This window comes from Variovorax brevis (genome assembly GCF_030317105.1).
GTDB lineage: Bacteria > Pseudomonadota > Gammaproteobacteria > Burkholderiales > Burkholderiaceae_C > Variovorax > Variovorax brevis.
On the sequence record NZ_JASZYG010000010.1, the window covers coordinates 89,355 to 101,801 of the forward strand.

Here is a 12,447-nt window from a genome sequence, read left to right on the forward strand (position 1 = left end):
AACCGGCAGCGCTCCGAGGATAGGGCAGCGCGATTTGATTATTCTTTATAAGAATCGCGAAGCGCGAAATCGGCGTTTACCTTGAGAATTGTCAGCGCACCGGCGTGGCTGCGGTGGGCGAGCGTTTCATCCAGCGGATGGGCTGCGCAACGATGGGACGTGGCGGCGCGCCGTGGCGCACCAGCGCGGCGTCCAGCGCCTTGCCGGCATCGTCGGCCAGGGCGGCCTCGCGTGCGGCGGCGATGGCGCTGGCGCGCGATGGTGGCGAGCCGTCGGCCAGCGGGGCCACGGCCAGATGGTCGATCACATGCAACAGGTTGCGTTTGCCGCGCTCGTTGGTGCTGCCGTAGCCCTTGATGAGCCGTCCGCACAGCGCGATTTCATGGCCCAGACGCCAGCCACGCCCAGTGCCCGAGATCACGGCGTCGAGCCAGCGGCCGATCAACTGCTGTTCTTCGTCGAAGCGGCTGCCGCGCTTGCGCAGCCCGCGCAGCGAGGCGAGCAGCCTGAGCGCCAGCATGCCGAACACGGAATGGCTGCCCACCTTCAGCGGCAGCGCCCACGGCGTCTTGCCCTGGCTCTGGCGGTGCCTGTCCCATGCCGTGACGCGCGCCGCGAGCGCGGTCGGCAACAGCGCGGCAAATTCGGGCGTGCCGGGCTTGAAGTGGTCGTAGACCTTCACGATGTCGTCATCGTCCGCCTTGACTTCGCGCCGCACGCGTTCCGCACGGCTGGCCCGGCTCTTGAGTTCGGCCACACGCACGATGTCGTCGAATGCCATCCACAGGGCCAGCCAGCGCGCCATTTCGCGCGTGATGGCGTAGCCGTTGGCGCCGGCCGGGTCCGCGGCGCGCTCGGCCGCGAGCACCTGCTGAAGCCGCGCCACGTAGGTTGCCGCGTAGTCGGCGTCCTGATAGTCGACAAGCCGTGCGTGGCCCAGCGCCAGCATGTCATGCACCGGCGGGGGAAAGGCGGCTTGAACGTTGGCGGGAAGCTTGTGGCGCGCGGCAGATGCCACGGGTTCGTGCTCCGAAGTCGTCAACAAGCTAGCGACCATCGCGGCGTGCTCCAGCGGCATCTTCAACGCGAAGAACGAACTGGCGAATCCACGCAGGCTGGCTTGTGCAACCGGGCCCTGCTTTTCGGGTGCGTCGACGTCGCCGCCGCCGCAGATCACGCGCTCGTAGGCTTCGCGCGAAAAGGGCAGCAAGCCACTGCCCGCAATGGCGCCGAGCATCACCGCACTGACGATGGTGCCCGCTTCGCGCGCGGCTGCGCCCATGTCGAGCACGTGGTGTTCGCGGCTGAAATTCCTCACCACCCTCAGCAGTCGATGTTCGTCCGCGCGCCCGTCGCCGGGCTGCATGCGTTCGGCCGTGGTCAAGGTGCGCGACGATGAAGTGATGACGACCGTGCGCTGCGGCGAACTCATGCCGTTGCCGATCTGCCGCACGGTCTCCAGCAGTTCCGAAGAAATGATGGCGTCGAGGGCGCCCGGCACCGGGCTGAGGCTGAACACCGGCTTGCGGCCTCCCAGCTGCGACAGCGGAACCGGAAAGACTTCGAGGTAGTAGGTCGTTGCGCCGGTGCGCTGCGCCACGCCGGGAATCGAGGTGCTCTGTGCCGCGTAGCCCGCTTGCCGCGCCACGTCGATCAGCCATTCGGTGAGCACGCCGCCGCCTTCACCGCCCAATGCGCAGATCAGCAGGCTGACGGGGCGGACCGGGTTTGGGTTCATGGCAACCTCGGTCATGCGGGCACGCGCAGGGCACGGACCAGCGCGTCGCGCACGCCGTCCAGCAGGCGTTCGTGCCACTTCGGGTTCTGGATCACCTCGGCGCGATAGAACGAGGGGCAGAGCGTGGCCGCATGCGCATTGGCGCCGCACAGCCCGCAGCCCACGCAGCCGTCGATGACGACCGCCACCGGATCGACCTTGAGCGGGTCCGGGTTGTCCTTGATGGTGAGCGTGGGGCAGCCCGAGAGGCGAATGCAGGCGTGGTCACCATTGCACACGTCTTCGTCCACGCCGTATTTCACGCGCACCACGCGCTCGCCCTTGCGCAGCAGGCTTGCGATCCACGGCTTGATGCGGCGCTGGCGTTCGAGCTGGCATTCGCCTTCGGCGATGACGACCTTCAGTCCGTCGAAGTCGCTCGTCAAGGCTTCGGTGAGCGTCTTGCGCATCTTTTCCACGTCGTAGGTGGTGACGGTGCGCATCCACTGCACGCCGAGTCCGCGCAGGGTGGTTTCGATGGTCTGGTTCTTGTCGGCAAGGCTTTGCTGCTTGTCAGGCGCGCGCTCCTTCGCCGCGTCGTCGGGCGTGGAAATGATGTCCTGCGTGCCGGTCGCGGAGGTGTAGCCGTTCTTGAAAATCAGCAGCACGGCGTCGTCGCCGTTGAAGAGGGCGCTTTGCACGCCGGTGAGCAGTCCGTTGTGCCAGAAGCCGCCGTCGCCCATGATCGACAGGGTGCGCCGCCCCATCATCGGCGACACGCCCGCGCGGCTCGCCAGGCTCATACCGTAGCCCAGGATGGAATGGCCCATCGAAAACGGTTCGAAGGTGCCGAAGGCGTGGCAGCCGATGTCAGCTGCGATGTGCACCGGGCCGGTGTCCTGCTGCGCGAGTTTGAGCGCAGAGAACACCGGTCGCTCGGGGCAGCCGATGCAAAAGCTCGGCGGCCGGTTGGGCAGGGGCGCATCGAGCATCCGGGCCACCGTGGCACGGCGTTCGCGGTTGCCTTCGAGCCATTCGCTGGCCGATGCGCGGGCGTGCTCGGGCAGGTAGAGGGCCGCAAAGCCGGCGATGCCGCTGGACAGCACCTCCACGCCGTATTCACCGGCGGCAGGCAGCAGGTCCTTGCCGTGCAGCGGCGTCTGGACGTCGCGGCGCCGCAGCAGCGTGGCGATTTCCTGTTCGATGTACTCCGGCTGGCCTTCCTCGACCACCAGCACCGCGCGCTTGCTCGCGCAGAACTTCGCCAGTTGGTCAGGCACCAGCGGGTAGGTCACGTTGAGCACCAGCAAGGGAATGTCGCTGTCGCCGAAGGCATTGGCAAGGCCGTTTTGCTGCAGGCTGCGGATCAGCGCGTTGTAAAGGCCGCCCTGCACGACGATGCCAAGGTCTTCGTCCTTGCCGGGCATGCATTCGTTCAGCTTGTGCTCGACGATGTAGCGCCGCGCAGCCGGAATGCGCTCGTCGCCCTTGAGCTTTTCGTGGCGAAAGGTCACGGGCGGGTGCGCCAGCCGCATGTAGTCGAAACAGGCCGGATCGGCCATGAGCGCCCGCTTGGAAATCGGCGGCGCCACGTTGTCCTTGCATTCAAAGCTGCCGCGGACGTGGCAGGTGCGGATGCGCAGTTCCATCATGCAGGGCATGTTGGAGCTTTCCGAGAGGCGGAAGCCTTCCTCGACCATGCGCACCATCTGGCCGAGTTCGGGGCGGGGGTCGAGCAGGCACATGCTCGACTTGAGCGCATAGGCGTGCGTGCGCTCCTGGATCACGCTCGCGCCTTCGCCATAGTCTTCGCCCACGACGATGAGCACGCCACCCTTGACGCCCGGCGAGGAGAGATTCGACAGCGCGTCGGCCGCGACATTGGTGCCCACGATCGACTTCCACGTGACCGCGCCGCGCAGCGGATAGTGAATGGATGCACCCAGCATCGCCGCAGCCGAAGCTTCGTTGGAGCACGCCTCCACATGCACGCCCAACTCGTCCATGTAGGGCTTGGCCTGCACCATCACGTCCAGCAGATGCGACACCGGCGCACCCTGGTAGCCGCCGACATAGGCCACGCCCGACTGCAGCAAGCCCTTGGTGATGGCCAGGATGCCTTCGCCGTGAAAAGTGTCGCCCGCGCGCAGGCGCAGGGCTTCGATTTCCTTGCTGAACGAAACTTCCAAGGTGCATGTCTCCGTAAGTCGCCAGGCAGTTTGCTGGCGCTTTCGCCATCGCTCAATACAATATTTGAGCTAAGCAACATGAACGCCATGCATATCGACAAGATTGACCTGAACCTGCTTCGTTTGTTCGACGCGATCTACCGCGCGCGCAGCGTGAGCCGGGCAGCGGAAGCGCTCGGCCTCACGCAGCCCGCCGCGAGCCACGGCCTCGGCCGGCTGCGGATCCTGTTGCAGGACGCGCTGTTCACCCGCGCCCCCGCAGGCGTGGCGCCCACGCCACGCGCCGAGCGGCTGGCGGTGGCGGTGCAATCGGCGCTGGGCACGCTGGAGACGGCGCTCAATGAGTCAGACCGATTCGATCCCGCCGAATCGCGCAAGGTGTTTCGCATCCACATGAGCGACATCGGCGAGGGGAAGTTCCTGCCGCCGCTGATGGCGAAGCTGGGCAAGCTCGCGCCCCACGTGCGGGTGGAAACCATGCCCTTGCCGCAAACCGATATCGCGGCCGCGCTGGACAACGGTCGCATCGACTTCGCCTTCGGCTTTTTGCCCAAGGTGCGCGACACGCAACGCGCCACCTTGCTCAATGACCGCTACGTCGTCCTGTTGCGCGAAGGCCATCCCTTCACGCGCCCACGGCGCAGCGGGCAGGCCTTGCTGGAAGAGATGCAGAAGCTCGAATTCGTGGCGGTGCGCACGCATGCCGAGACGCTGCGCATTCTCCAGTTGCTCAACCTGGAAGACCGGCTGCGCCTGACGACGGAGCACTTCATGGTGCTGCCGGCCATCGTGCTGGCGACGGACCTCGCCGTCGTGATGCCGCGCAACATCGCGCGGGGCTTTGCGAAAGAGGGCGGCTACGACATCGTCGAGCCGCCCTTTCCCTTGCGTGATTTCGCGGTCTCGCTGCACTGGAGCAAGCGCTTCGAGGCCGACCCGGCAAACGCCTGGTTGCGCCAGGTCATGACAACAACCGGGCTGTTCGCCCAGTTGATGTGAAGGGCTTCAGCCGTGCGGCGAGAGGCGCCCGAAAGCCCGAACGCGGGCTGAACTTATCGGGTTGGCGTTGGCCACCAGCACGTTGAAGCGGTAGTTGGCGATCCGCGCGATTTCGATCAAGCCCGCGGCCCGCTCCACTTCGGCCGAGTTCGCCATGCGGTTCCAGCCATTGGTGACCACGCGTTCGTAGCGGTCCACGTCACGTGCGCACACGATGAGCGGAAAGCCGAAGTGGTTGCGGTAGGCCTTGGCCAGCTCGTCGATGTCGTTGTGCTCCTCTTCTTCCAGCCCGCTCATGCCCGCGTCGGCGTGGTCGAGCAGATAGGCATTGTGCGAATCGGCTTCGCTGCCAAGGTCGGCAAAGGAATTCATGAGCTGCAACTGTTCTTCCTTGGAGCTGGTGAGCAGGGCTTCCTGGAAGGCGGCGCGCAGGGCGATGGTGTTGGCATAGGGCCGGCGTGCATAGGCAGCGTCGAGCACCCATGGGGTGTCTTCCACCAGGCCGCCAAAGGTCTTGCCAAATTCCTGGCGCGACATCTCATTGACCTGTTCGAGGCCGATCAGGTTGCCGGGCGTGCCCGCCACCGCCGTGTGCGGACTGCCGCCCGTGTGGTTGAAGATGATGTTCAGGATGATGGCCGACAAGGCACCCAGCGTGATGCCGCTGCCGAACACGATTTCCGCCCACTTCGGGAAGGCACCGGCCACAAAGGGCTGCGCCGTCACCAGCATGCCCAGGCCCAGGCTGGTGCCCAGGATCACGATGTTGCGGTGGTCGTTGAAGTCGCACTTCTGCAGCGTCTGCACACCGACCACGGCCACCGCCGCGAACATGGCGAGCGCCGCGCCGCCCAGCACCGGGTGCGGAATGCCCGCCACGATGGCGGCAGCCTTCGGCAGCGAACCCAGGATGATCATGATAAAGCCGGCCGCGACCACCACCCACCGGCTCTTGATCTGCGTCAGGCGCACCAGGCCGACGTTTTCCGCGAAGCAGGTGTAGGGGAACGAGTTCAGGATGCCGCCCAGGAAGGTGGCGGCGCCGTCGGCGCGGATGGCACGGGCGATGTCGTCGGCGCGGATGCGCTTTTGCACGATCTCGCCGGTGGCGTAGACGTCACCCGTGGTTTCCACCATGGTGATCATCATCACGACCAGCATCGACAGCACCGCCGTGAAGCTGAAGGTCGGAATGCCGAAGTAGAAGGGCGAGGTGTAGCCGAACATCGGCGCCGTGGCGACGTCCGCGAAATGCGCATCGCCCAGGATCCACGCGACGATGGTGCCGATCACCAGCCCCAGCAGCACGGCGATGGTGGCCATGAAGCCCCGGAACATGCGCTGGATTGCCACGATGAGCGCCAGCGTGCCGAAGGCGTACGCCAGGTGCTTGAATTGCACCGGGTCCTGGATCGCAAAAGGCCCCTTGCCCACGACGATGTCATTGGCCGCCACCGGCAGCAACGCAATGCCGATGATCAGGATGACCGTGCCGGTCACGATCGGCGGGAAGAAGCGCACCAGCTTCGCGAAATATGGCGCCGCAAGGAAGGTGAAGATGCCCGCGACCAGCACCGAGCCGTAGATGGCCAGCAGCCCGTCCGTGCCGCCGCCCACGCCCATGCCGATGGCGATCATCGGGCTCACTGCCGTGAAGGTCACGCCCTGCAGCAGCGGCAGCCGCACGCCCACCTTGCCAATGCCCCAGGCCTGGATGATGGAGGCGATGCCGCAGGTGAACAGGTCGGCATTGATGAGGTGGATGAGCTGGTCCTTGCTCAGCCCCAGTGCGCCGGCCAGGATGATGGGCACCAGCACCGCGCCCGCGTAGAAGGCCAGCACGTGCTGGAAGCCGTAGGCCGCGAGTTGGGGAAGCGGAAGTACTTCGTCGACCGGGTGGACCTTGGTGGCCCGCGTTCTCGTTTGTGGCAGTGCGCCGCCTTGCGCGGCGTTGGCTGTGGTCATGGTTCAAGCCTCGTTGTATGGGTGTTGAAAGGAAAGTGAAGATCAGCGGTGGTGGATGGCCGCGCCGGCGAGTCCTGGTTTCGCCTTCGCTCCCGATGAACGGGAAATGCCCCGATGGGCGGGTCACTGCCGGTGCCGGCAGCTTCGAGGTGGCAGCGCGCAGTGCCGCCAACGATGTCCACGTGGACTGTCTTCATAAAACCCCCTGTTTTGTCTCTACATTGCTCTTATGTCTTCTAACTTCGCCTAACCGATCGACATGGACCACCTGGCTTTCAGCGCCGGCCGGAATCACCGAACAGGACCGGCTGAATTCGCTGGCGCAATGAGGCCGTTGTGATCAGGCTCCGATAGTTGTAGAAATGATGGGCTCGTGACATATCGATGACCGGATGTGCGATATCGCCATGTTCGTATTCCACATGGCCCGTGAGCGACTAAGTTCGTGGACCCCGAGTGGCGCTTTTCTTGCAAGCAACAAAACCCCATGAGCATGAGCACCCAACCGATCCGTTTCTTCCATCAGGGCCGCGTCGTCGACGTGACCGGTGTCCACCCTACCCGCACCGTGCTTGACTGGCTTCGCGAGGACGCGCGTTGCACCGGCACGAAGGAGGGCTGCAACGAAGGCGACTGCGGCGCCTGCACCGTCGTCATCGGCGAGCTGGCCCAGCCGGGCGCCGCCGGCGCGGTCGACGGCCTGCAGCTGCAAACCGTCAATGCGTGCATCCAGTTCCTGCCCACGCTGCACGGCAAGGCGCTGTTCACCGTCGAGGACCTGAAGCGCCAATGCGCCACCGCCCTGGACACCCGCCAGCACGACAAGCACCCGGTGGTGCAACTGCACCCGGTGCAGCAGGCGCTGGTCGATTGCCACGGCTCGCAGTGCGGCTTCTGCACGCCGGGCTTCGTGATGTCGCTGTGGTCGAGCTACGAGCACCATCAGGCCGAAGGCACGCAGCCGACGCGCCAGGAACTGGCCGACGAACTCTCGGGCAACCTGTGCCGCTGCACGGGCTACCGGCCCATCCTCGACGCAGGCCAGCGCATGTTCGACTTGCCCGAGGTTCGCCTCGACACGAAGCCCGTGGTCAAGGCGCTTGCTGCGCTGCAGCGAGAGTCCAGCTTCGAATACACCGCGCCGCTGGGTCAGCGCGTCGACCATTTCCATGCACCCAGGACGCTGGAGCAGCTTGCCGCCCTGCGTGTTGAAAAGCCCACGGCGCAGGTGCTGGCGGGCTCCACCGACGTGGGCCTGTGGGTCAACAAGCAGTTCCGTGACCTCGGCGACATCATCTATGTCGGCGACGTGACCGAGATGAAGGTGGTCGAGGAGCGCAATGGCGAACTCTACATCGGCGCCGGCGCCTCGCTCGAAGACGCCTGGCGCGCCCTCGCGCAGCGCTTCGAAGGGCTGACCGACGTCTGGCTTCGCTTTGCCTCGCCGCCCATCCGCAATGCCGGCACCATGGGCGGCAACGTCGCCAATGGCTCGCCCATCGGCGATTCGCCGCCGGTGCTGATGTCGCTGGACGCGCAGATCGAACTTCGCCAGGGTGCACGCGTGCGCCGCATGCCGCTCACCGACTTCTACGTCGACTACATGAAGAACAAGCTCGAGCCGGGCGAGTTCGTGCAGGCCGTGACCGTGCCGCTGTCGGTGGCGTCGCGCCGCGTGCGCGCCTACAAGATCAGCAAGCGCTTCGACTGCGACATCTCGGCGTTGTGCGCGGGCTTTTCCATCAAGCTGGACGGCGACACGGTGCAGGAAGTGCGGCTGGTCTTCGGCGGCATGGCCGCCATCGTCAAGCGCGCAGCCAACGCCGAGGCAGCACTGCTCGGCAAGCCGTTTACGCAAGCCAGCGTGCACGCCGCCAAGCTCGCCCTGCTGGAAGACTTCAAGCCGCTGACGGACATGCGCGCCTCGGCCGACTACCGCATGCAGGTCGCGCAGAACCTGATTCAACGCCTGTGGCTCGAAACGCGCGCCACCGACGCCCTTCCGCTGGAAGCCACCAGCGTCTGGAGCGTGATGCCGCACGCTGTCGTTGCCGAAGGAGCCTGACACCATGAACAAGCCAATTGACCCCCGTCTGCTCCAGCCCGGCCAGGCCTTCGCCGACTACCTGGCGAACACCGCCGCGCGCATCGACGTCGGCGCCGAAGCGCTGGCCCATGACAAGGGCGCCCGCGTCGGCATCAGCCGCCCGCACGAATCCGCGCAACTGCACGTGGCCGGCGAGGCCACCTACATCGACGACATTCCCGAACTGGTCGGCACGCTGCATTGCGCGCTGGGCCTGTCGCCCGTCGCCAATGGCCGGCTCACCGGCATGACGCTGGACGTGATCCGCGCCATGCCCGGCGTGGTGGCGGTGCTTTCGGCGTCCGACATTCCCGGAACGAACGACTGCGGCTCGATCATTCACGACGACCCGATCCTGTGCAGCGGCGACATCCGCTATCTGGGCCAGCCGGTGTTTGCCGTCATCGCCGAGACGCGCGACGTCGCCCGGCGCGCGGCGGCGCAGGCCAAGAAGGTCCTGACCATCGAAAGCGCGCCGCCGGTGATCACGCCGCAGCAGGCTCATGAAAAAGGCCAGTACGTGCTGCCGCCCATGCACCTGGCGCGCAGCACCCACGAAGGTGGCGCCCAAGCCGCCATCGCCAAGGCGCCTCACCGCCTGAAGTCCAGTTTCGACGTGGGCGGCCAGGAGCAGTTCTACCTGGAAGGCCAGATCAGCTACGCCATTCCCAAGGAAGGCGGCGCGGTGCACGTGCATTGCTCGACGCAGCATCCCAGCGAAATGCAGCACCTGGTTGCGCATGCGCTGCACCTGCATGCCAACGAAGTGCACGTCGAGTGCCGTCGCATGGGTGGCGGCTTTGGCGGCAAGGAATCGCAGTCGGCGCTGTTTGCCTGCGTGGCGGCGATCGCGGCGGTCAAGCTGCAGCGCCCGGTCAAGCTGCGGCTGGACCGCGACGACGACTTCATGATCACCGGCCGGCGCCACTGCTTCTGGTACGAATACGAAGTCGGCTATGACGACGAAGGCCGCATCCTTGGCGCCGAGATTTCGATGGTGTCGCGCGCCGGCCATTCGGCGGACCTGTCGGGTCCGGTGATGACGCGCGCCATGTGCCACTTCGACAACGCCTACTGGCTGCCGGACGTGTCCATGCACGGCTACTCGGGACGAACCAACACGCAGAGCAACACGGCCTTTCGCGGCTTCGGCGGCCCGCAGGGCGCCATCGCGATCGAGAACATCATGGATTCGGTGGCGCGCAAGCTGGGCCGCGATCCGCTGGATGTGCGCCGCACCAATTTCTACGGCAAGACCGAGCGCAACGTCACGCCCTACGACCAGGTGGTGAGCGACAACATCATCCACGAGCTGGTGGCACAGCTGGAAGAAAGCAGCGACTACCGTGCGCGCCGCGCGGCTTTGGAGGCGTTCAATGCCACGAGCCCGGTCATCAAGCGCGGCCTCGCGCTGGCGCCGCTGAAGTTCGGCATCTCGTTCAACGTCAAGCACTTCAACCAGGCGGGCGCGCTGGTGCATGTCTACACCGACGGCTCGATCCTGGTGAACCACGGCGGCACGGAGATGGGCCAGGGCCTGAACACCAAGGTGGCGCAAGTCGTGGCGCACGAGCTCGGCGTGAAGTTCGAGTGCGTGCGTGCCACCGCCACCGACACGACCAAGGTCGCCAACACCTCGGCGACCGCGGCTTCCACCGGCGCCGACCTCAACGGCAAGGCCGCGCAAGACGCCGCCCGCCAGATCCGCGAGCGCCTGGCGGCCTGTGCTGCAGCGCGGCATGGCGGCAAGGCCGAGGACGTGCGCTTTGCCAACGACAAGGTCGAAGTGAATGGTCGCACCATCGACTTCAGCACCCTGGTGGGCGAGGCCTACATCGACCGCGTTCAGCTGTGGTCCGACGGCTTCTACGCCACGCCCGGCCTGAGCTGGGACCGCGAGACGATGAAGGGCCGTCCCTTCTTCTACTTTGCGTACGGCGCGGCGGTGGCCGAAGTCATCGTCGACACGCTCACGGGCGAGTGGAAGCTGCTGCGTGCGGACGTCCTGCACGACGCGGGCCGCTCGCTCAACCCGGCGGTGGACATCGGCCAAGTGGAAGGCGCCTTCATCCAGGGCATGGGCTGGCTCACCACCGAAGAGCTGGTCTGGCACCCGCAATCGGGCCTGCTGACCACGCATGCACCGAGCACCTACAAGATCCCGACCGCGAACGATTGCCCGCCCGTGTTCAACGTGCAGCTCTACGAGGGCGACAACTTCGAGGATTCCATCCACCGGAGCAAGGCCGTCGGCGAACCGCCGCTGCTGTTGCCGTTCTCGGTGTTCTATGCCATCCGTGACGCGGTGTCGGCGGCCGGCGATCACAAGGTTGACCCTCCGCTGCGCGCGCCCGCGACCAGCGAGGCGATCCTGAACGCCATCACGGCCGTCCAGGCTGGAACGGCCTGAAGCTTTAGCGTTTGCTTGAGGCAGCCACGCGCTGCCTGTTCATTGCATCGACCCAATCAGCGTGCCACGCTGTATAACTGCGCGCGTATAGAACAGAACAACGCGGGCGGCCATGAGAGAACAAGCGCTTTTCGACAAGATCGACCTTCATCTCATCAGAGTTCTACACACCGTGTTGACCGACCGCAGCGTCTCGCGTGCCGCCATCCGGCTGGGCATGTACCAACCCGCAGTTTCCGCGGCGCTCAAGCGCTTGCGCGACCTGGCGGGTGATCCGCTGCTGGTGCGTTCGGGCTCGGGCATGGTGCCCACGGACGCGGGCCTGCGCATGATCGAGCCCAGCGCCGCCATTCTTCGCGCGGCCGAAATGCTGTTCAGCGACGCGCGCGGCTTCGATCCGCAGACGGCCACCGGCACCTTTCGCATCGCCGCGAGCGACTACCTCGACCCGCTGTTCCTGCCCTCGCTGGTGGCGCAGGTCAAGTCGCAGGCGCCGCTGTGCAAGATCGAGATTCATCCGCTCTCGTATGACACGGACTACCACGCGCACCTGTCGCTGGGGCATGTCGACGTGGTCATCGGCAACTGGCTCAAGCCGCCGGAAGACCTGCACATGGCGCGCCTGCTGGCGGACGATCTGGTCACCCTGGTGAACAAGGACCACCCGGCGGTGCGCCGCGGCTGGGACGTCGACACCTGGCTCGCGGTGGACCACATCGCGCCGACGCCGCTGCATCCGGGCGCGCGCGGCATCGTCGATCAGATGCTCGACGACATCGGCCTGCAGCGCAACGTGTCGGCACGCTGCGCGCACTTCAGCCTGATTCCGGACATGGTCGCCTCCAGCCTGCTGGTGCTGACGACCGGCCGCCAGTATTGCGAGCGCTATGTCGATCGCCTGCCGGTGAAGATTCTGGAGTGCCCGGTCACGTTGCCGCGCCTGGTTTATTACCAGCTCTGGCACGAGCGCACGCATTCGTCGAGTTCCGCGCGCTGGTTGCGCGAGCGCATCAAGTCGGTGGCCGCGTCCTTGCGGCCCGCAGGAGCAAGCAAGGCCGCGTGAGGCTGGCAACGCCAAGAA

Annotated in this window: 7 protein-coding genes; 4 read left to right on the plus strand and 3 right to left on the minus strand. The window is 65.9% G+C overall.

The window, feature by feature from the left end:
• Nucleotides 1-91: 91 nt before the first annotated feature.
• Nucleotides 92-1,738, minus strand: a complete 1,647-nt coding sequence (locus tag QTI66_RS27340; RefSeq protein WP_286563313.1) for an indolepyruvate oxidoreductase subunit beta family protein — start codon at nucleotides 1,736-1,738, stop codon at nucleotides 92-94.
• 11 nt (nucleotides 1,739-1,749) lie between these two features.
• On the minus strand, nucleotides 1,750-3,906 hold the full coding sequence (locus tag QTI66_RS27345; protein ID WP_286563314.1) for a thiamine pyrophosphate-dependent enzyme: 2,157 nt from the start codon (nucleotides 3,904-3,906) through the stop codon (nucleotides 1,750-1,752).
• 78 nt (nucleotides 3,907-3,984) lie between these two features.
• Here QTI66_RS27345 and QTI66_RS27350 point away from each other — a divergent pair, with 78 nt between their 5' ends.
• Nucleotides 3,985-4,905 (plus strand): LysR family transcriptional regulator, encoded by a 921-nt coding sequence (locus QTI66_RS27350; RefSeq protein ID WP_286563315.1) that lies wholly within the window; start codon nucleotides 3,985-3,987, stop codon nucleotides 4,903-4,905.
• 6 nt (nucleotides 4,906-4,911) lie between these two features.
• Here the strand turns inward: QTI66_RS27350 and QTI66_RS27355 are convergent, their stop codons facing one another.
• Entirely contained in the window at nucleotides 4,912-6,870 is a 1,959-nt protein-coding gene (locus QTI66_RS27355) for a solute carrier family 23 protein (protein ID WP_286563316.1), read from the minus strand.
• Between the two features lie 487 nt (nucleotides 6,871-7,357).
• On the opposite strand from QTI66_RS27355, the gene xdhA reads away from it, so the two are divergent.
• The 3 genes from xdhA to QTI66_RS27370 all read left to right on the plus strand — a co-directional run bounded on the left by xdhA (nucleotide 7,358) and on the right by QTI66_RS27370 (nucleotide 12,429).
• A complete protein-coding gene (xdhA, locus tag QTI66_RS27360; RefSeq protein ID WP_444815055.1) occupies nucleotides 7,358-8,935 on the plus strand; it encodes a xanthine dehydrogenase small subunit in 1,578 nt (525 codons plus the stop codon).
• Nucleotides 8,936-8,939: 4 nt separating this feature from the next.
• A complete protein-coding gene (xdhB, locus tag QTI66_RS27365) occupies nucleotides 8,940-11,366 on the plus strand; it encodes a xanthine dehydrogenase molybdopterin binding subunit (RefSeq protein WP_286563317.1) in 2,427 nt (808 codons plus the stop codon).
• A gap of 112 nt (nucleotides 11,367-11,478) precedes the next feature.
• Entirely contained in the window at nucleotides 11,479-12,429 is a 951-nt protein-coding gene (locus QTI66_RS27370; RefSeq protein WP_286563318.1) for a LysR family transcriptional regulator, read from the plus strand.
• Nucleotides 12,430-12,447: the final 18 nt, after the last annotated feature.

What these genes read in the sequence shown, in the direction of transcription:
- QTI66_RS27370 (WP_286563318.1), top strand. Translation starts at nt 11,479, where the DNA reads ATGAGAGAACAAGCGCTTTTCGACAAGATCGACCTTCATCTCATCAGA.
- xdhB (WP_286563317.1), top strand. Translation starts at nt 8,940, where the DNA reads ATGAACAAGCCAATTGACCCCCGTCTGCTCCAGCCCGGCCAGGCCTTC.
- QTI66_RS27340 (WP_286563313.1), bottom strand. Translation starts at nt 1,738, where the DNA reads ATGAACCCAAACCCGGTCCGCCCCGTCAGCCTGCTGATCTGCGCATTG.
- QTI66_RS27355 (WP_286563316.1), bottom strand. Translation starts at nt 6,870, where the DNA reads ATGACCACAGCCAACGCCGCGCAAGGCGGCGCACTGCCACAAACGAGA.
- xdhA (WP_444815055.1), top strand. Translation starts at nt 7,358, where the DNA reads ATGAGCATGAGCACCCAACCGATCCGTTTCTTCCATCAGGGCCGCGTC.
- QTI66_RS27350 (WP_286563315.1), top strand. Translation starts at nt 3,985, where the DNA reads ATGAACGCCATGCATATCGACAAGATTGACCTGAACCTGCTTCGTTTG.